Raw genomic sequence first — 19,338 nt, forward strand, 5'->3', positions numbered from 1 at the left:
GCGTTCCGCTTTTCGTTTCTTCCTCGCTTGCACAGGCAAAGCGATTCGGAGACGAACATGCCATCCAAGCCCGCACTTCCCACCCATGCTTGCCTCGCCAGGAAGAACGCTACCCTTCCGGTCCTTTGAGGATGAGCAGCAACCGCACTGGCCTTGCCGTTGCCATCATGGTTCTGGCGGCCTGTCTTAACAGTCTCGATGCGGTGATCGTCCGTCTGCTGGCCGGCGAAGTTCATCCGTTGATGATCGGCTTTTTTCGCTCGTTTTTCGGTCTGATCGCCGTCACGCCGTGGATTGTCCGTGGCGTCAACCTGACGGCGTCTCCCTTCCGCGCTCTGCACGCGGTCCGGGCCGGGTTGAAACTGCTGGCGCTGATCTGTCTGTTCGTTGCCTTTGCGCATGCACCGCTGGCCGATGCCACGGCAATCAACTTTACCATGCCGATCTTTCTGGTACTCGGCGCATGGCTCATTCTGGGTGAAAAGGTTGGTCGCGGCAGTATTGTCGGGGTTTTTGCCGGTTTTGTCGGAGTGATGATCATCATTCGTCCGAGCGGGAATCAGGGTTTCGATCCGTGGTTGCTGTTCGCTTTGGCTGGCGCCGTGCTCACCGCCGCCAGCCAGTTGCTGTTACGACGTATGGCGATGCGCGACACGACCGATCGCCTTGTTGCCTGGAACCTTATCACCATGGTGCCGCTGGGCCTGATCATCATGCTGCCTGTCTGGTCGATGCCGACCTGGACGCAACTGGGTCTCCTTGCCCTGCAAGGCGTGCTCGGGGCGTTCAATATGGCCATCATCACGCGCGCTTTCGCCATGGCCGATGCCAGTGTTCTGGCGCCGCTCGATTTCCTCAGGCTTCCCGTGGTGGCGCTGATGGCGTTTCTGGTGTTTGCCGAGGTTCCGGTCGTTCAGATGTGGATCGGTGCCGCCATCATCATCGGCGCAACTGTTGTTGCAACCGGCGGAGCAACCCGCAGGAAAAAGCCACCCGTCGAGCGCTTGTGACTTTGATAAGATCACGTCTGATGGTCACGCTGCCAAGGATGTGGGGCTCTGGCGCGTGACCGGCATGGCCGCGCCATCCCCGATGCATGGTGTGGCTTCAACCCGGCCGGTTTTCGTGAAAATGGTTGTAGACCTGCTTGGCCACGGCCTCGGAAATGCCCTCCACCGCCATCAGGTCGTTCAAGCCGGCGCGTGATACTGCTTTCGCTGTTCCAAAATGCTGCAAGAGCTTACGCTTGCGACCGGGCCCGATGCCGGCGATCTCGTCCAGCGGGTTCTTGACCATTTCCTTCTTGCGCCGTGCCCGGTGTGAGCCGATGGCAAAGCGGTGCGCCTCATCGCGCATGCGCTGCACGAAATAGAGAACCGGATCGCGTGGCGGCAGCGAGAAATCGCTTTTACCATCGGCAAAGAACCGTTCGCGGCCGGCATCGCGGTCGACGCCCTTGGCGACGCCGATGGCGGTGACAACATCGCGAATGCCGAGTTCGTCGAGAATGGCGCGTACCGCCGTCATCTGGCCCTGACCACCATCGATCAGGATCACGTCCGGCCATGCCGGGAAGGCGGCGTCGTTGATGTCTTCGCTTGCTGTCTCAGCCGGCGTTTCCGCAGTCGCGCTTGCTGAAATGCTGCGGTTCGGAATGCCTTCCTCCTTGATCAGGCGGGAGAAGCGGCGGGTCATCACTTCCTTCATCATGCCAAAGTCGTCGCCGGGCGTGATGTCGGTCGATTTGATGTTGAACTTTCGGTACTGGCCTTTGACGAACCCTTCAGGCCCGGCCACCACCATGCCGCCGACGGCATTGGTGCCCATGATATGGGAGTTGTCGTAGATCTCGATACGTTGTGGCACGTAAGGCAGTTTGAAGGTTTCCGCGAGGCCAGCCAACAGACGTGTCTGTGATGAGGTTTCTGCCAGCTTGCGGCCATGCGCCTCGCGGGCATTGGCAGCGACATGATCGACGAGATCACGCTTTTCGCCACGTTGCGGCACATTGATCAAAACCTTGTGGCCGGCCTTTTCGGAAAAGGCGAGCGCAAGCAATTCCTGTTCCTCGACGGTTTCCGAAAGCAGGATCTGTTTCGGCACCGGCTTGTCGTCGTAAAACTGCGCAAGGAATGCATTGAGCACTTCCGCGCCCGGCATTTGCGGGTCGGCTTTTGGAAAATAGGCGCGGTTGCCCCAGTTCTGGCCGGTGCGGAAGAAGAAGACCTGAATACAGGTCAGCCCGCCTTCGTGGTGGATGGCAAAGATATCCGCTTCCTCGACGCCGGCCGGGTTGATGCCCTGATGGCTCTGGACGTGGGAGAGCGCCGCCAGACGGTCGCGGTAGACGGCGGCGCGCTCGAAATCGAGATCCTCCGACGCTTCTTGCATCTGCTTGGCAATGACGGTTTTGACGTTCTGGCTCTGGCCCGACAGGAAGTCCGAGGCTTCCTTGACGAGTTCGGCATACCCCGCATCGCTGACCTCATGCGTGCAGGGGCCGGAACAGCGCTTGATTTGGTAGAGAAGACAGGGCCGCGTGCGGGTTTCGAAAACGCTGTCGGTGCAGGTGCGCAGCAGAAAGGCGCGCTGCAGCGAGTTGATCGTGCGCCCGACCGCGGATGCGGATGCGAAGGGCCCGAAATATTGGCCTTTTCGCGCCCGCGCGCCGCGGTGTTTCAGAAGAGCAGGGGCGCGGTGATCGCCGCTGATGAGAATGTAGGGAAACGACTTGTCGTCGCGCAAAAGCACGTTGAAACGCGGGCGCAGGCGCTTGATCAGATTGGCTTCGAGCAGCAACGCTTCGGTTTCCGTCCGCGTCGTGACGAATTCCATATGCGTGGTTTCGCGCACCATGCGGGTCAGGCGGTTGGAATGCAGCCGCCCCTGCGCATAATTACCGACACGCTTTTTCAGGCTGCGCGCCTTGCCGACATACATGACGTCGCCGGCTTCGTTGAACATGCGGTAGACGCCCGGCGCATTCGGCAGGTGTTTTACGAATTCGGCAATCAGGTCGGCGCCCTTGAGGCCGTTGTCGTTTTTGACCGCCTCGTTCCAGTCAATTGCCGTCGTCAGGCGCGCGGCATCGCCTTCCGGCAATGCTGTGTCCAGCACGGAATCGTCGTCGTCGTCGTCGGTCTCGTCATAGAGCACACCGCCGTCGGGCAGTTTTGCAGAATTCATTCATTGATCTCCGCCACATCCGGCGTTTGCCACGCCAGATGCTGGCCGCCGTCGAGCGCGACCATCTGGCCGGTGATCGAGGGCGTATTGAACAGAAAGCGAATCGTTGCGCCGAATTCCTCCGGCGCCGGACCCTGCTTCAATATAAGGGCGGAGAGCTGTGTCTGAAAGTCCTCGTCTGTCTGCCGCGGGCTCTTGAAGCTCGGGCCGGGGCCAATGGCGTTGACGCGCACACGCGGTCCATAGGCCTGGGCGAGCGTCTGCGTTGCCGTCCACAGGGCGGATTTCGACAGCGTGTAGGAATAGAAGCGCGGCGTCAGCGCCCAGACCCGCTGGTCGATCATGTTGACGATGAGGCCCGAGGCATCTTGCGGCAGCTGCGCCAGAAAGGCGGCGGAGAGGATGGAGGGGGCCTTTACGTGGATGGCAAAATGCTGCTCGAAGGCTTCCGCGTCGAAACTTTCTGCGCTGTCCTCACGAAAGATCGAGGCATTGTTGACCAAAAGGCCAAGGGGGCCGAGTTCTGCCGCGACTCGGGCAACCAGATTTCCCGTTTCGGCCTCGTCCAGAAGGTTCGCCTGGATTGCGATTGCTTTTGCGCCCTCCTGCCGTAATCGGGCAGCCAGAGATTCTGCATCGGCGAGTGCCTCATTGGCATGAATGGCGACGGCAAGTCCGTTGGCCGCCAGATCGCTGCAAATCGCCGCCCCGATCCTTCGGGCAGCTCCGGTCACAAGTACGGCTTGAGGAGATTTCACAGGTAAATCTACGCTTTTTTCTGCTGAGACGGTCTTTATGCTCCATATAAACATGAGAGAGGTCAAGCGAAAGGCGTATCAAAATGATGCTTGCAGTCGCGGGTTCATTGTTTTATTCGGTGTCATCAATGTAGTTTCAAAGATTAAGAATAATATACTTGTTTAAACTTTTAAGTAAGGTTAACAAAGTGCGTGTTGCGATGAAGCAACATCAAACTTCAGCCATCTCGCCGCCACAAACAATTCACATTTCGGCTCTTTCATCTCCGCAATTGACCTCCAATTTCATCTCCAACGGGCGACGAACGAAAAAATGTTTCGGAACCACACGGGCTCCGCAGCGTTCACCGACCCGAATACAAGGAGATAAGTATGCGTACCATTATCGCTTCCATCATCGTTTCCGGCGTAAGCCTCATCGCAGTTTCGGCTGCCCAGGCTGCTGACGCCGTCGAGCAGATCCCGGAAGCTCCGGTTGCCGTTGAACAGCCGGCTCCGGCTGCCAACTGGTCGGGTTACTACCTCGGCGCCACCGGCAACTACGACTTCTCTGGCAAGGCCAGCGGTGGCGACGCCGACAGCAAGGCAGACGGTTGGGGCGGCTCGCTCTACACCGGTTACAACTGGCAGAGCGGCCAGATCGTCTACGGTGTTGAAGCAGACGTCGGTTATGCTGACCAGAAGGGTTACGCCGGCAACGGCGTCGACATGAAGGAAGGCTGGAACGGTTCTGTTCGTGGCCGTCTCGGTTATGACCTCAGCCCGGTTCTCCTCTACGGCACGGCCGGTGTTGCTGCCGCCAACAACAAGGTTTCCAACGCTGTCGGCTCTGACGACAAGACCGCCGTTGGTTACACGGTTGGCGCCGGTGCTGAAACGATGGTGACGGACAACATTACCGCCCGCGTCGAGTACCGTTACACCGACTACCAGGACAAGGACTTCAACATCGGCGGCACCACCTACTCGCGTGGTTTCGACGACCAGAGCGTCAAGGTCGGTATCGGCATGAAGTTCTAATCCGAACTATCGGATTGGTTTCGGGAGGCCGGGAGCGAAAGCTCCCGGCCTTTTTCGTGCGCGGGCAGGGCGCAGGCCTCAATCCATCTGGATATTGGCGTTCTTCACCACTGGTCCCCATTTGGCCAGTTCCGCCGTGACGTGTTTGCCAAGATCCTCCGGCGTCGAGCCGACGATCGTGGCGCTGAACTCCTTCATCCGCTCCACCACTTTCGGGTCCTTCAGCGCTGTATTGGCTGCTTCGTTCAGCTTGGCCACGACCTCGGGCGGCGTGCCGGCCGGGGCAAAGAGCGCGTTCCAGGTGTAGGTCTCGTAACCGGGCACGGTTTCGGCCACGGTCGGCACATCGGGGAAGGATGGCGCGCGCTCCTTGGTGGTGACACCGAGTGCCTTGAGGGTCTTGCCCTTGATATGGCCGGAGGAGGAGGGAAGGTTATCGAACATGATCGAGATCTGGTTGCCGATCAGGTCGTTGAGGGCCGGGCCTGCCCCCTTGTAGGGCACATGCTGCATGGTCGTGCCGGTCATGCTCTTGAACAGTTCGCCGGAAAGATGCAGCGGTGTGCCATTGCCGGAGGACGCGTAGGAATATTTGTCCGGTTCCTTTTTCAGGAGATCGACAAGTTCCTGCACCGAGTTGACCGGCAATTGCGGATTGACCACCAGCACGTTCGGCACCACGACCAGCAGTGAGACCGGCGAAAAGTCCTTTTCAGGGTCGTAAGGTTTTGTTTTGAGGATCAGCGGGTTGAGTGCGTGCGTCGCAACCGTGCCCATCAGGATCGTATAGCCATCCGGCTCCGCCCGTGCGACGCGGTCGGCGCCGAGATTGCCGCCGGCACCGGCCACGTTCTCCACCACAACCTGCTGGCCCAGAATCTCGCCCATCTTCTGGGCGACGACACGGCCGACCACATCGGTGGAGCCACCCGCCGCGAACGGCACGACCAGCGTGATGGTGTTGTTGGGAAAATTCTGGGCGAGGGCGGTCGAACCGAGCGACATCAAAGCCAGTGCTGAACCGGCAAGCCACAGTGCTGCCCGCCGCGTGAACGCAGAGTGTGTCATGAAATCTCCTCCATCGCGGCCTCCCGCCGCTGACGCGATAGTAGCGGACGAGAAGGTGAGAGCAAGCATTAGCGGCCTGCTCTCATCCTAAGGTCGTATAGACACCGCGCCGGAGGGCAAAAGGCTTTCAGCCGTTCGACTTCATCTCGTTGTAATCGCCAAAACGCTTGGCGAAGGTTTCGCGCCATGCGGCCAGGAAGGGGCGATCCTCTTCCCATTGGCCGGCAAACCGCAGGTCCAGATAACCGAGCAGGGCTGCCAGCGAAAAATGGCCGCCATTCAGCTTCTTGCCGGTTTTCGGCAGGTTCTTTTCCAGATGGTCGAGTCCGCGCGTGACTTTTGCCCATTGCTTGTCGATCCACGGCTGGTGAACCTTGTCTTCCGGGCGGAAACGACGCTCGTAAACGATGGCGAGAAGGCAGTCGGTAATGCCGTCGCACAGCGCTTCCAGCACTTCCGCATCGGTGCGCTTTTCGTGCTTTTTCGGATAAAGCCGGTTGCCGGACAGGCGGTCGAGATAGGACATGATGGCGACGCTGTCATACACGGCGCGACCGTCGGCGGTGATCAGCGTCGGAATTTTTCCCAGCGGATTGTTGTCCACCAGTTCGGCCGGTTCCTGATTGGTGTCGGTTTTCACTTCCTCGACATCGAGGCTTAGGTAACGGGCAGCCATGCGGCACTTGGCCGAATAGGGGGAGGCAGGCGAATACAGCAGCTTCATCAGTGACTTACCTGTTTGACTTGAAAACTTTACCGGGCCGGGGGCACGGTGACGCGAGAAAGCGAGCAGCTGCGCCGGTCGACGTCCGGGCAGGTGCGAAAACCGAAATCCTTGGTGAGGCAGATGCGCACCTCGTCGAGCTTGTCGCGCTCGCAGGTGACGGCGATGCCCTGCGGCTGCATGCCGGGATTGTCCTTGATGAAGGCCTCTTCTATCGCCTTGGCGGAGCTTGACTGCGCGGTGGCCGGATCGGCAAGCCCGGCCGGCATTTTGACGCGGTCATAGGCGGTGCGGATCGCCTTCAGGTAATCGGCTTGCGAAAGACCGCTGCAGGCCCCGTGCTTGCGCCACTGGTGGCCGATCAGGCCCATGGACGGCATGATGTCGAACAGCGGTTCGCCCAACGGGTTCGGGACACGACCCGGTTCGCCTGTGGTGCAGAATTCCGGGTAACCACGCTCATATTGCGGCCACAGGCCATGTACGATGAAGCCGAAATCTTTGTCCGCACCGCATTGTTGCGCGTTGCGGTCGCCTCTCTGGCTGTCGCAGAAGGTGGGCGACCAAGATAGCGACAGGACATAGAAATCGAACACGCCGGCTTGCCCCCGCGGACGATTGCGCTCCTGTGACGATACGTCTGTCGAAAACGTCAGGACGGACAGAAATGCCAGCATTGCTATGGATGCGAGCCGGATGGCGGAGAAAACTTTCCTCGTCATGGTCGAAAAATCCCGGTCCTTGGAACACGAATGCGTTGGAAAGGTTGAATGGTTAGGAAGTTGGCGGCTAAGCTGCTGCTTCGCGGGCGGCTGCACTGATGCGCCGTGGTGAGGAGTGAAGAGCGAAGCGGCTTAATGACATTCAAGAAATACCTTTGGCCAACGGTTGGCGCACTGACGATAGCGCTTTCGGCATGGCTTCTCTACAAGGAATTGCGCGGCCTGTCTCTCGACGATCTGTGGGACAGCCTTTCCGCAATCCCGATGATGCACTGGCTGCTGGCGGCAGGATCGACGATGGTCGCCTATGCGGCGCTGGCCGGTTATGATCGCATCGCGCTGATGCATCTCGGCAAGAAGATCGACTGGTGGTTCATCACCATCTGCTCCTTCACCACCTATGCGCTGTCGCACAATGTCGGCGCCTCGGTCGTTTCCGGTGCCGTGGTGCGTTACAGGGCCTATTCGACGCGTGGCCTGACGCCGGCTGAAATCGGCGTGCTGATCGCCACCTGTTCCTTCACCTTCATCCTCGGCACGCTGCTGCTTGCCGGCATGGTTCTGGTCTATGAGCCGGAATTGATCGAACGGTTTGGCGATCTCGTGCCGGTCGAGGCGTCGGCGGCGACCGGCGTGCTCGTTCTTGCGCTGATCGGCCTTTATGTCGTGGCAAGCTTCATGAAGCTGAAGCCGCTGAAGCTCGGCTCGATCAACATCTTTTATCCGGCCCCGAAAGTGGTGCTGCCGCAATTGCTGATCGCCCCGATCGAACTGATCGGCGCTGCCGGAATCATCTATTTCGCGCTGCCGGAAGCCGGAAATCCCGGCTTCATGATCGTGCTCGGCATCTTTCTGATCTCGTTCTCAGCTGCACTTCTGTCACATGCGCCGGGCGGTCTCGGTGTGCTGGAACTGGTTTTTCTGATGGGGCTGCCGGATATGAACCAGGCGGATGTGATTGCCGCCCTCTTGGTCTTCCGGCTGTTCTACCTGATCATCCCGTTCGTGATGGCGCTGGTCGTGATTCTCGTGTTCGAGCGTTCGCAGTTCAAGGCGAACAATCCGCCGGATCTGCGACGTGGCGAGCAGCACGAAAGCTGAGGAAAAAGGCGCCCCAAGAGGCGCCTTTTGTCATTCCTCTTCGCGCTCGGCCACCTCTTCGCCGCGCAGCCAGAAGGCGCGCTGCGAAGCGTAGCGGTCTTTCGCCATGACATCCTTCAGCGCCGGCAGAACCAGATGCAGCTCGTCCTTCAGCGTGAAGGGCGGGTTGACGATGATCAGGCCCGAGCCGTTGAGGCCTGTCGTTTCGCGGTCGCTGATCACGGTCAGTTCGGCGCACAGCATTTTGGGAATGTTCAGTGCCTGAAGCTGCTCGTGAAAGGCCTTGATCGGCGCGCCCTTCTTCAGCGGATACCACAGGCAGTAGGTGCCGCCCGGAAAACGCCGGTAGGCGGTTGCCAGTCCCTTCACGAGGCGATCATATTCACCTTCCAGCTCGAAGGGCGGATCGACCAGCACGACGCCGCGCTTTTCCTTCGGCGGCAGATGCGCGCCAAGCGCCAGCCAGCCGTCGAGTTCGGTCACGCGGGTCTGGAAATCACCCTCGAACAGGCGCGACAGGCGAGCATTATCTTCCGGGTGCAGTTCCATCGCCGCCAGCCGATCCTGTGGGCGAAACAGCATGCGCGACAGTTTTGGCGAACCCGGATAAAGCTTTAGTGCACCATCAGCCTCGAAAGCTGGATTGAGTTCACGCACGGCATCGAGATAAGGTTTCAGCACGGCCGCCACTGCGGGCGAAAAATCCGCCGCCATCACCTTGCCGATACCATCGCGCCATTCGCCGGTTTTTTGCGCCTCTTCCGAAGAAAGATCGTAAAGGCCGATGCCCGCATGTGTATCGAGCACGCGAAAGGCCTTGTCCTTTTTCTGCATGTAGAGAACCAGCTGCGCCAGCACCGCATGCTTCAGGACGTCGGCAAAATTGCCGGCATGGTAGATGTGGCGGTAGTTCATGGCAGCTCCGGATGAATAAAATTGATGAGCCGCAAATCTCGCTTTTTGCGGGCCTGTCCATGCCATATAGAAATCCGATGAACATTGCGACGCCGATCTCCGCCACAAATCTTCCAGGCCACAATTCCGTGGCCCACACGGTCTGTCCGCACGACTGTCCCTCCGCCTGCGCGCTCGATATCGATATCGCCGCAGATGGTAAGATTGGAAGGGTCCGCGGCTCGGCCGACAATAGCTACACGGCCGGTGTCATCTGCGCCAAGGTCGCGCGTTATTCCGAGCGGCTCTACCATCCCGGCCGTCTGATGGTGCCGCAGCGCCGGGCAGGGGCGAAGGGCGACGGCAACTGGCAGGAGATTTCCTGGGAGGCAGCGCTCGATGAGATCGCTAATGCCTTCGTCAAAGCCGAGGCCCGTCATGGTTCGGAAGCCGTCTGGCCGTATTTTTACGCCGGTACGATGGGGCAGGTGCAGCGCGACAGTATCGAGCGCCTGCGCCACGCCAAGAAATATTCGGGCTTTTTCGGCACGATCTGCACCAACATGGCCTGGACCGGTTACGTCATGGGCACGGGTGACCTGCGCGGTCCCGATCCGCGCGAGATTGCCAAGGCCGATTGCGTGGTGATCTGGGGATCGAACGTCGTCTCTACGCAGGTCAATGTCATGACCCACGCGATCAAGGCCCGAAAGGAACGCGGGGCGAAGATCGTGGTGGTGGATATCTACGACAACCCGACCATGAAACAGGCCGACATGGCGCTGACCGTGCGCCCCGGCACCGATGCGGCGCTCGCCTGTGCCGTCATGAACATCGCCTTTCGCGACGGGTATGCCGATCGCGCCTATATGGCAAAGTTTTCCGATGATCCGGCCGGTCTCGAAGCGCATCTGAAAACCCGCACGCCGGAATGGGCCTCTGCCATCACCGGCCTGTCGGTAGAAGAGATCGAAGCCTTCGCCCAACTGGTCGGCACGACAAAGAAGACCTTCTTCCGTCTCGGCTATGGTTTTGCCCGCCAGCGCAACGGCACCGCCGCCATGCATGCGGCGCTTTCCATCGCCACCGTGCTCGGCTCCTGGCAATATGAAGGCGGCGGCGCTTTTCACAACAACGGCGCCATCTATCATCTCGACAAATCGCACCTAATGGGCACGGCCTATGCCGACCCGGATATCCGCATGCTCGACCAGTCGCAGATCGGTCGCGTGCTGACCGGCGACGCTGAGGCGCTGCGATATCGCGGCCCGGTCGATGCGCTGCTGATCCAAAACACCAACCCGATGAATGTCGCGCCCGAACAGCGCCTTGTCCGCGAAGGTTTTATGCGCGATGACCTGTTCGTCGCCGTGCACGAACACTTCATGACCGATACGGCCAGGGTTGCCGATATCGTGCTGCCGGCAACGATGTTCGTGGAGCATGACGATCTTTATCGCGGTGGCGGCCATATGCACATTCTGCTCGGCCCCAAAATCGTCGAGCCGCCGGCAACGGTGCGTACCAACCTGTTTGTCATCGAGGAACTGGCCAAACGCCTCGGCATCGACCACTGTCCCGGCTTCGGCGAGGATGAGCGCAGTCACATCGACCGCATTCTCTCCGATAGCGGCTGGCCGGGTTACGATGATCTGGCGCGTGACAAATGGATCGATGCCCAGCCCGATTTCGAGACGGCGCATTACCTGAACGGTTTCGGCTACGAGGACGGCAAATTCCGCTTCAGCCCCGATTGGCAGAACGGCCCGTCGCCGGACAAGCCGCCGGAAAATGTCGGTACGCTTGGTCCCTTCGCCCATCTGCCGGTCTTCCCGGATCATGTCGACCTGATCGAGACGCCGGATGAAGACCATCCTTTCCGGCTGGCGACATCGCCGGCCCGCAGTTTTCTCAACTCCTCCTTCACCGAAACAAAAGGCTCGGTGCAGAAGGAGGGCAGGCCGGATGTGATGATCGAGCCATCCGATGCCGAACGCCTCGGGATCGTCGATGGCGATATCGTACGGATCGGAAACACTCGTGGTGATATCCGCCTGCATGCCCGCATCGTTGCGGGTGCCAAATCGGGCGTGCTGGTGGCGGAAGGGCTTTGGCCGAATTCGGCGCATCTCGATGGCGAGGGCATCAATGTCTTGACCGGCGCCGATGCAGTGGCCCCTTATGGCGGTGCCGCTTTTCATGACAACCGGGTCTGGCTCCGCAAGGACTGATCCGGCATCATCGCCAAAATGGAATCACAGGAACGGACATGATCGACATCGACACTTCCGAAGCGGAACGCGTGCGCCTGATTGGCCGGGAAACAATCTACAAGGGCTTTTTGACGCTGGAAAAGCTCACTTTCGAGCAGCGCATGCCCGATGGAAGTCTGGTGACGATCCATCGCGAGATCCATGACCATGGCAGTGCCGCTGCCATCCTTCTGCATAATCCGAATGATGATACGGTTGTGTTGGTCCGCCAGTTCCGCGCCGGCGCCTTTGCCAATGGTGATGCCGCTTTCCTGCTGGAATTGCCCGCCGGCCTGATCGATGAGGGAGAAGCTCCGGCCGAAGCCGTCATTCGCGAGGCCATGGAAGAGACAGGCTATGACATCACCACCGCGCATCACATATGCGACATGCACCCGACGCCCGGCACGCTGACGGAAAAGCTGTCCCTGTTTGCCGCCAGTGTCGACGCCGGCAGAAAAACGGGGCAAGGCGGCGGTCTCGTCGGCGAAGGCGAGGATATCGAGGTTGTTACACTTTCTCTCGACGAAGCCTATCGCATGATCGCGACCGGCGAGATCACCGACGCCAAAACGATCATCGCCCTTCAATGGGCCATGATCAATCGCAACAAGCTTTCTTCCGGGAACTTCGACTGAAGCTGTCGCGTTGGGATGGCGCTGATAGAGCGGAAAAGGCCGATGTCATCAAGCCAGCAGCGGCGCACCTTCCCGTGCCGCTGCTGCGCTGAGCTGTTTGTCGAGCGTGGCAAGTGGCAGGCGCATCTCGATAGCAAGAGCGAGATAAGCGGCGTCGTAGGCCGTAAGGTTGTGGCGGTTGGCTAGGGTGAGGATTTGATCGCCGCTGGCGCTCATTGCAGTGACGATGTCGAGCTGTTCCAGCCTGTGCATCGAATGCCAGACCTCGGCTGAGGTCAACCTTTTCCGCCGAAAGCAGATCATCAGCACATTTCGCATCTCGTGCCAGAAAAGATCCGGCACGTATGCCTTGACGGCATCCAGTTGAATGAGCGCCTTATCCGCAATCGGATTGGTTTCGTCGGGTAGAAACCAGACGATGGCGACCGAAGCGTCGATCACGAAGTCGGTTAGCGGCGTCCGACCTGTTTCCATTCGGCGATCTCTTCCTGCGTGATCGACGGACGGCCTTCGCGTTCGCGAAGAATGGTTTGAATGAGTTCCGTTTTGCTGGCGGGCTGAGGAGCAAGGCTTTTCACCTGCGCCACAGGCACGCCATCGCGCACGAGGACCACATCCTCGCCCGCTTCCACTTTCGCCAGCAATTCATTGAGATCGGCATCGCCGACATTGACCGTGATCGTCATCGCTCTGCTCCACCTACTTCGTTCTTTCAGGCAACCGGTGCCGGTGGTCTGAAAGAACGAAGCTGCCGCAGGATAGAGCCGCTCTGAAAAACCGTCAATCGCGTCTCAAAGCCCGGCGGAAACGATCCGCTGGTCAGCGCCGGAAGCATCTGAATCCGCGACAGACACGGCCTTGCCCCCTTCCATCTTCACCTTGTCCTCAGCCAGCGCCTTCAGCGCCAGCGGATAAAGCTTGTGCTCCACGGTCAGCACGCGCGCTGCCAGTGTGTCGGAGGTGTCGTCGGAAAGCACCGGCACCGCCGCCTGCGCCACGATCGGGCCTTCGTCCATGCCTTCGGTGACGAAATGAACCGTGCAGCCGGCAATCTTCATGCCGGCATCAATGGCGCGCTGGTGTGTGTGCAGGCCGGCGAACAGCGGCAGAAGCGAAGGGTGGATATTGATGATCCGGCCTTCGTAACGGGAGATGAAATCGCCGGAAATCAGACGCATGTAACCGGCCAGGCAGATGATGTCCGGCCTGATGACCGCGAGCGCCTCGAGGATCGCCATCTCGTGCTCGACCTTGCTGCCATAGGCGCGGCGTTCGAACACGCGTGTCATGATGCCGCGCGCGGCGGCCTTGGCAAGCCCGCCGGCATCCGGCTTGTCGGAGATGACGGCAACGATTTCGGCCGGAAAATTTTCGGCCGCGCAGGCATCGGCCAGCGACACCATGTTGGAGCCGCCGCCGGAAATGAAGACGACGACGCGCTTGCGACCCGAAACCGTTGCAGCCGATCTCATAGGCCGAGCGTGCCCTTGTAGACGGTGCCGGCACCGCCTTCTTCGCGGGCGATGATGCGGCCCAACTGGACGACGGTTTCGCCCTCAGTGGCCAGAGCCTCGGTCACGGTCTTTGCATTTTCAGCCGAAACGACGACGATCATGCCGACGCCGCAGTTGAAGGTGCGCAGCATTTCGTTCGGTGCAACACCGCCCGTCTTGGCCAGCCACGAAAAGACCGGCGGAACCGGGATGTTGGACAGCTCGATTTCGGCGGCCAGATGGTCCGGCAAAACGCGCGGAATATTGTCCGGGAAACCGCCGCCGGTGATGTGGGCGAGCGCCTTCAGGGCGCTGGTGCTGCGGATGGCTGCCAGAAGCGGTTTTACATAGATGCGGGTCGGCGTCAGCAGCGCTTCGCCGAGTGTCTTGCCATCGGCGAACGGAGCAGGGGCGTCCCAGCCGAGACCGGAAAGCGCCACGATCTTGCGCACCAGCGAAAAGCCGTTGGAGTGAACGCCGGAAGAGGTGAGGCCGAGAATGACATCGCCTTCGGCCAGGTCGCCGGCCGGCAGCAGTTTTCCGCGCTCGGCGGCACCGACGGCAAAGCCTGCGAGATCGTAGTCGCCTTCGGAATACATGCCCGGCATTTCGGCGGTCTCACCGCCGATCAGCGCGCAGCCGGCCTGGCGGCAGCCTTCGGCAATACCGAGAACGATGGCAGCACCCTGTTCCGGGTCGAGCTTGCCGGTGGCGTAATAATCGAGGAAGAGCAGCGGCTCGGCGCCCTGCACCACGAGGTCGTTGACGCACATGGCAACGAGGTCGATACCGACGGTGTCGTGGCGGTTGGCGTCGATGGCGATCTTCAGCTTGGTGCCGACGCCGTCATTGGCGGCAACGAGGATCGGATCATTGAAACCTGCGGCTTTGAGGTCGAACAGACCGCCGAAACCGCCGATCTCGCCATCGGCGCCGGGGCGGCGTGTCGAGCGCACGGCCGGCTTGATCTTTTCCACCATCAGATTGCCCGCATCGATATCGACGCCCGCATCGCTATAGGTGAGACCGTTCTTGCCCGCCTCGCTCATCGCATGTTCTCCACTGAAGCCATTGCATGTCTGCCGGAAACGCCCAAGGGAAGCAAAGCGAACCCCGGTCAGGGGCATGCATATAATAGTTTGGCCCGCAATTGCACGATGGGCCTCCGGATGCAAGCGCCACCATGGTTTCCATGGGTTTTTACAGGCAGTTCACAGGGATTTCACGGGAGTGATCCACAGCTGTGCCCTGCCAAGGCTGCCCAAGCTTGACCTTGAGAAGCCGCACCGTCATATCCCAAGGCACAAGAACGAAGCCGAGAGGACACTTTATGGCCTATCATATCAGCGGTACCACTCTGCGGCGCCATATCTATTTCTGGCTCGGCGTGTTCATCCTGTTCGTCGCATTCCTGTGGTTCTTCCGCTCGATCCTGCTCCCCTTCGTGGCCGGCATGGCGCTTGCCTATTTCCTCGATCCGGTTGCCGACTGGCTGGAGCGGCGGGGCTTGAGCCGCATGATGGCCTCTGTCCTCATCCTTGTCGGCTTCGTCCTGATTTTCGCGCTGTCGCTGATGCTGCTCATCCCGGTCATCGTCAACCAGTTCGCGCAGTTCGCCGCCGCCATGCCCGGCTATATCACCCAGCTGCAGCAGATCCTCTCCAGCCCTGAAACATCGTTCCTGCCCGGCTGGGTGACCAGCCAGATCGAAACGGTGAAGCAGAACTTCTCCGAGGTTCTCAGCCAAGGCGCCGGTTTCATCGGCACGCTGTTTGCTCAGGTCTGGAATTCCGGCAAGGCGATCGTTGATGTCGTCTCGCTTCTGATCGTCACTCCGGTCGTTGCCTTTTATCTGCTGCTCGACTGGGATCGCATGGTCAACAAGGTCGATAGCTGGATCCCGCGCGATCAGGTGCAGGTGGTCCGCCAGCTGGCGCGTGAAATGGATCGCTCGGTTGCCGGCTTCATCCGTGGTCAGGGCTCGCTCTGCCTCATCCTCGGCATCTTTTACGCGGCCGGTCTCTCGGCTGTCGGCCTGAACTTTGGCCTACTCATCGGCTTCGTCGCGGGCATGATCTCGTTCATCCCCTATATCGGCTCACTGATCGGCCTCGTCCTGTCCGTCGGTGTGGCGCTGGTGCAGTTCTGGCCGGAATATACCTGGATCATCGCTACCGCCGGCGTGTTCTTCCTCGGGCAGTTCATTGAGGGCAATATCCTGCAGCCGAAGTTGGTCGGTTCCAGCGTCGGCCTGCATCCGGTCTGGCTTATGTTCGCGCTGTTCGCCTTTGGCGCCATGTTCGGTTTTGTCGGCCTTCTGGTCGCTGTTCCGGCCGCCGCCATGGTCGGCGTGCTTGTCCGCTTCGTGCTGTCGCGATATCTTGACAGCGATATCTATTACGGGCGTTCCGAAACACTGCCGTGGGAAGAGGGAAAACCTCAAGCGGTGGATCATACGGGCACGACCCAGATCACCGTCCAGAAATCAGAATGACCGAGAACGACCGGCAGATACAAAAGCGCAGCGAACAGCTGGCGCTGTCCTTTTCCCACGACCCGGCAACGGGCCGCGACGACCTGCTCGTGTCCGGACCGGTCAGCGCGGCCGCCGCCATTGTCGATAGTTGGCCTGCATGGCCGTCGCCAGTCATCGTGCTGGCGGGTCCTGCCGGGTCCGGCAAGACGCATCTCGCCAGCATCTGGCGGCAAAAGAGCGGCGCGAAGGATATCCATCCGATCCCCGGCGAAATCGCCAATCTGGTGGCAGCCGAAGGCCCGGTCCTGTTCGAGGATGTCGATCGTCGCGGTTTCGATGACACGGAGCTTTTTCACGTCATCAACAGCGTGCGTGAAAACGGCTCCAGCCTGCTGATGACATCGCGAACATGGCCGTCGGCCTGGGGTGTCACCCTGCCGGATCTGCGCTCGCGCCTGAAGGCCGTCACCATCGTCGAGATCGGCGAACCGGACGAGGAACTGCTGGCGCAGGTCATCGTAAAATTATTTGCGGATCGTCAGCTTAATATCGATGACAAGATTGTCGCTTATATAGTCGCCAGAATGGAACGGTCGCTGGCCGCAGCCCAGCGTGTCGTCGACCAGATCGACCGTCTGGCTCTGGCGCGAGGTACCCGCATCAGCCGCAGTATCGCGGCGGAAGTACTGGAAAGCTTCGGCGAAGAAGGCGCTAGCGACGACGGGGACGGTTGACTGTCACAGTTCCGTCGTCAAAACGTTATACGGCCGCAAGGCTAAACTCAGAGGGACGGGGCATGGACCAGATCGCCGATACGCATGAAGCCAATGAAGTTGAGGCGATCCCGAGCTTCGAGGAGTTGATCTCCAGCCCGGAGCGTTTCATCAACCGCGAATTTTCCTGGCTGCAGTTCAATCGCCGGGTGCTCGAAGAAACGCTGAACACCGATCATCCGCTTCTGGAGCGCATTCGCTTCCTGTCGATTTCGGCGGCCAACCTCGATGAATTCTTCATGGTTCGCGTCGCCGGCCTTGAAGGCCAGGTGCGTCAGAACATTCTGGTGCGCAGCCCCGATGGCAAGACACCGGCCGAGCAGCTGGAAGAAATCCTCAAGGAGATCGACAATCTGCAGATGGAACAGCAGGCTTCGCTTGCCGTCCTGCAGCAGTATCTCGCCAAGGAAGACATCCTGATCGTCCGCCCGGCGGCTCTGACGGAAGAAGACCGCAACTGGCTGGCGACCGATTTCGAGGAGGATCTGTTCCCGGTTCTGACGCCGCTGGCCATCGATCCGGCGCATCCGTTTCCGTTCATTCCGAACCTTGGCTTCACCATGGGCCTGCAGCTGGATAGCAAGCATGGCAAGGAGCCGATGACCGGCCTGCTGCGCCTGCCCACCACGCTTGATCGCTTCATCCGCCTGCCGGATGCCGGCACCACGGTTCGCTACATCACGCTGGAAGACGTGGTGAGTATGTTCACCGACCGTCTTTTCCCCGGTTACGAGGTCAAGGGCGCCGGTACTTTCCGCCTCATCCGTGACAGCGATCTGGAAGTCGAGGAAGAAGCCGAAGACCTCGTGCGGTTCTTCGAGACGGCTCTGAAGCGCCGCCGTCGCGGCAAGGTCATCCGCATCGAGACCGATTCGGAAATGCCGGCCTCGCTGCGCCAGTTCGTGGTGCAGGAACTCGGCGTTCCGGAAAATCGCGTCGCCGTTCTGCCGGGCCTTCTGGCCCTCAACACAATTTCCGAAATCGCCAAGGCACCGCGCGACGACCTGCGATTTCCCCCCTACAATGCGCGATTTCCCGAACGCGTCCGTGAACACGCCGGAGACTGCCTCGCCGCCATCCGCGAAAAGGACATGGTGGTCCACCATCCGTATGAAAGTTTCGACGTGGTGGTGCAGTTCCTTCTGCAGGCGGCGCGTGACCCCGACGTCCTCGCCATCAAGCAGACCCTCTACAGAACCTCCAACGACAGCCCCATCGTCCGAGCCCTGATCGATGCCGCCGAAGCCGGCAAGTCGGTGACGGCACTCGTCGAATTGAAGGCGCGTTTCGACGAAGAAGCCAATATCCGCTGGGCGCGCGACCTTGAACGTGCCGGCGTGCAGGTCGTGTTCGGCTTCATCGAGCTGAAAACCCATGCGAAAATGTCGATGGTCGTGCGCCGTGAAGACGGCAAGCTGCGCACCTATTGCCACCTCGGCACCGGCAACTATCACCCGGTCACGGCGAAGATCTACACCGACCTGTCCTTCTTCACCTGCAACCCGAAGATTGGCCACGACATGGCCAATATCTTCAACTTCATCACCGGTTACGGCGAGCCGACCGAAAGCATGAAGCTGGCGGTTTCGCCCTACACGCTGCGACCGCGTATCCTGCGCCATATCGAGGAAGAGATTGTTCACGCCAGGGAAGGCCGCCCGGCCGCCATCTGGATGAAGATGAACTCGCTGGTCGATCCTGAGATCATCGATGCTCTCTATCGCGCCAGCCATGCCGGCGTCGATGTGGAACTGGTCATTCGCGGCATATGCTGCCTGCGGCCGCAGGTTCCGGGGCTGTCCGACAACATTCGCGTAAAATCGATCGTCGGCCGCTTCCTGGAGCACAGCCGAATCTTCTGCTTCGGCAACGGTTTCGGCCTGCCGTCGGAAAAGGCGCTTGTCTATATCGGGTCGGCCGACATGATGCCGCGCAACCTCGACCGTCGTGTCGAAACATTGGTGCCTTTGCTCAATCCTACCGTGCATGAACAGGTTCTTTCACAGATCATGCTGGGCAATCTCATTGACAACCAGCAGAGCTACGAGATATTGCCCGACGGCACATCGCGGCGGATGGAGGTTCGTCATGGAGAGGAACCTTTCAACGCCCAGCAGTATTTCATGACCAACCCGTCTCTTTCGGGACGCGGGGAAGCCCTGAAATCGAGTGCGCCGAAACTGATCGCGGGCGTCATGTCCGGACGAAAGAAATAAGGCCCAACTTGTAGGCT

The 19,338-nt window shown here is 60.0% G+C and carries 18 protein-coding genes; 8 read left to right on the plus strand and 10 right to left on the minus strand.

The genetic code is table 11. The features are described from left to right. The first annotated feature begins 131 nt into the window (after positions 1-131). The gene (locus tag ACRQ1B_RS14710) at positions 132-1,010 is read left to right on the plus strand and encodes a DMT family transporter (protein WP_432294451.1); all 879 of its coding nucleotides are present in this window, start codon (positions 132-134) and stop codon (positions 1,008-1,010) included. 97 nt (positions 1,011-1,107) lie between these two features. Here the strand turns inward: ACRQ1B_RS14710 and uvrC are convergent, their stop codons facing one another. Together uvrC and ACRQ1B_RS14720 are read right to left on the minus strand one after the other, a co-directional pair. Then, a complete protein-coding gene (gene uvrC / locus ACRQ1B_RS14715; RefSeq protein ID WP_432294452.1) occupies positions 1,108-3,186 on the minus strand; it encodes an excinuclease ABC subunit UvrC in 2,079 nt (692 codons plus the stop codon). Next, the gene (locus ACRQ1B_RS14720) at positions 3,183-3,944 is read right to left on the minus strand and encodes an SDR family oxidoreductase (protein WP_432294454.1); all 762 of its coding nucleotides are present in this window, start codon (positions 3,942-3,944) and stop codon (positions 3,183-3,185) included. Before ACRQ1B_RS14720 ends, uvrC begins: the two co-directional genes overlap by 4 nt. Positions 3,945-4,316: 372 nt before the next feature. Between ACRQ1B_RS14720 and ACRQ1B_RS14725 the strand changes: the two genes are divergently transcribed. Further along, the gene (locus tag ACRQ1B_RS14725; protein WP_432294455.1) at positions 4,317-4,964 is read left to right on the plus strand and encodes an outer membrane protein; all 648 of its coding nucleotides are present in this window, start codon (positions 4,317-4,319) and stop codon (positions 4,962-4,964) included. 78 nt (positions 4,965-5,042) lie between these two features. Here ACRQ1B_RS14725 and ACRQ1B_RS14730 read toward each other — a convergent pair whose 3' ends face one another. The 3 genes from ACRQ1B_RS14730 to ACRQ1B_RS14740 form a co-directional block, all read right to left on the minus strand. Continuing rightward, positions 5,043-6,032, minus strand: coding sequence for a Bug family tripartite tricarboxylate transporter substrate binding protein (locus tag ACRQ1B_RS14730; RefSeq protein ID WP_432294457.1), 990 nt, complete (start codon positions 6,030-6,032; stop codon positions 5,043-5,045). A gap of 127 nt (positions 6,033-6,159) precedes the next feature. Next, complete coding sequence (locus ACRQ1B_RS14735) at positions 6,160-6,756, minus strand: glutathione S-transferase (protein WP_432294458.1); 597 nt, start codon at positions 6,754-6,756, stop codon at positions 6,160-6,162. A gap of 29 nt (positions 6,757-6,785) precedes the next feature. After that, a complete protein-coding gene (locus ACRQ1B_RS14740; protein WP_432294459.1) occupies positions 6,786-7,478 on the minus strand; it encodes a ribonuclease T2 family protein in 693 nt (230 codons plus the stop codon). A gap of 135 nt (positions 7,479-7,613) precedes the next feature. Here ACRQ1B_RS14740 and ACRQ1B_RS14745 point away from each other — a divergent pair, with 135 nt between their 5' ends. Beyond that, on the plus strand, positions 7,614-8,579 hold the full coding sequence (locus tag ACRQ1B_RS14745; RefSeq protein ID WP_432294460.1) for a lysylphosphatidylglycerol synthase domain-containing protein: 966 nt from the start codon (positions 7,614-7,616) through the stop codon (positions 8,577-8,579). Between the two features lie 30 nt (positions 8,580-8,609). Here ACRQ1B_RS14745 and ACRQ1B_RS14750 read toward each other — a convergent pair whose 3' ends face one another. Further along, positions 8,610-9,494 (minus strand): 23S rRNA (adenine(2030)-N(6))-methyltransferase RlmJ, encoded by an 885-nt coding sequence (locus ACRQ1B_RS14750; protein ID WP_432294461.1) that lies wholly within the window; start codon positions 9,492-9,494, stop codon positions 8,610-8,612. Positions 9,495-9,571: 77 nt separating this feature from the next. Between ACRQ1B_RS14750 and ACRQ1B_RS14755 the strand changes: the two genes are divergently transcribed. Both ACRQ1B_RS14755 and ACRQ1B_RS14760 read left to right on the plus strand, forming a co-directional pair. Then, positions 9,572-11,704 carry a molybdopterin-containing oxidoreductase family protein gene (locus tag ACRQ1B_RS14755; RefSeq protein ID WP_432294462.1) on the plus strand — a complete coding sequence of 711 codons (2,133 nt, stop codon included), beginning with the start codon at positions 9,572-9,574 and terminating at the stop codon, positions 11,702-11,704. A 38-nt stretch (positions 11,705-11,742) separates the two neighbouring features. After that, positions 11,743-12,363: an NUDIX domain-containing protein gene (locus ACRQ1B_RS14760; RefSeq protein ID WP_432294463.1), complete on the plus strand. Its 621-nt coding sequence runs from the start codon at positions 11,743-11,745 to the stop codon at positions 12,361-12,363. A 48-nt stretch (positions 12,364-12,411) separates the two neighbouring features. Here the strand turns inward: ACRQ1B_RS14760 and ACRQ1B_RS14765 are convergent, their stop codons facing one another. The 4 genes from ACRQ1B_RS14765 to purM all read right to left on the minus strand — a co-directional run bounded on the left by ACRQ1B_RS14765 (position 12,412) and on the right by purM (position 14,905). Next, positions 12,412-12,837, minus strand: coding sequence for a type II toxin-antitoxin system VapC family toxin (locus tag ACRQ1B_RS14765; protein ID WP_432294464.1), 426 nt, complete (start codon positions 12,835-12,837; stop codon positions 12,412-12,414). Then, positions 12,813-13,049 (minus strand): type II toxin-antitoxin system Phd/YefM family antitoxin, encoded by a 237-nt coding sequence (locus tag ACRQ1B_RS14770; RefSeq protein ID WP_432294465.1) that lies wholly within the window; start codon positions 13,047-13,049, stop codon positions 12,813-12,815. The genes ACRQ1B_RS14765 and ACRQ1B_RS14770 overlap by 25 nt, the downstream gene beginning before the upstream one ends. Before the next feature lie 105 nt (positions 13,050-13,154). Next, positions 13,155-13,835, minus strand: coding sequence for a phosphoribosylglycinamide formyltransferase (purN, locus tag ACRQ1B_RS14775; RefSeq protein WP_432294466.1), 681 nt, complete (start codon positions 13,833-13,835; stop codon positions 13,155-13,157). Then, positions 13,832-14,905 (minus strand): phosphoribosylformylglycinamidine cyclo-ligase, encoded by a 1,074-nt coding sequence (gene purM, locus ACRQ1B_RS14780; RefSeq protein WP_432294467.1) that lies wholly within the window; start codon positions 14,903-14,905, stop codon positions 13,832-13,834. Before purM ends, purN begins: the two co-directional genes overlap by 4 nt. A 281-nt stretch (positions 14,906-15,186) precedes the next feature. On the opposite strand from purM, the gene ACRQ1B_RS14785 reads away from it, so the two are divergent. From ACRQ1B_RS14785 to ACRQ1B_RS14795, 3 genes are all read left to right on the plus strand, one after another. Continuing rightward, on the plus strand, positions 15,187-16,350 hold the full coding sequence (locus tag ACRQ1B_RS14785) for an AI-2E family transporter (RefSeq protein ID WP_432294468.1): 1,164 nt from the start codon (positions 15,187-15,189) through the stop codon (positions 16,348-16,350). After that, entirely contained in the window at positions 16,347-17,066 is a 720-nt protein-coding gene (gene hdaA / locus ACRQ1B_RS14790; RefSeq protein WP_432294469.1) for a DnaA regulatory inactivator HdaA, read from the plus strand. Before ACRQ1B_RS14785 ends, hdaA begins: the two co-directional genes overlap by 4 nt. A 62-nt stretch (positions 17,067-17,128) precedes the next feature. Continuing rightward, on the plus strand, positions 17,129-19,321 hold the full coding sequence (locus tag ACRQ1B_RS14795) for an RNA degradosome polyphosphate kinase (protein ID WP_432294471.1): 2,193 nt from the start codon (positions 17,129-17,131) through the stop codon (positions 19,319-19,321). The last annotated feature ends 17 nt before the right edge of the window (positions 19,322-19,338 follow it).

Source organism: Endobacterium panacihumi (genome assembly GCF_050847465.1).
Classification (GTDB): Bacteria; Pseudomonadota; Alphaproteobacteria; order Rhizobiales; family Rhizobiaceae; genus Neorhizobium; species Neorhizobium panacihumi.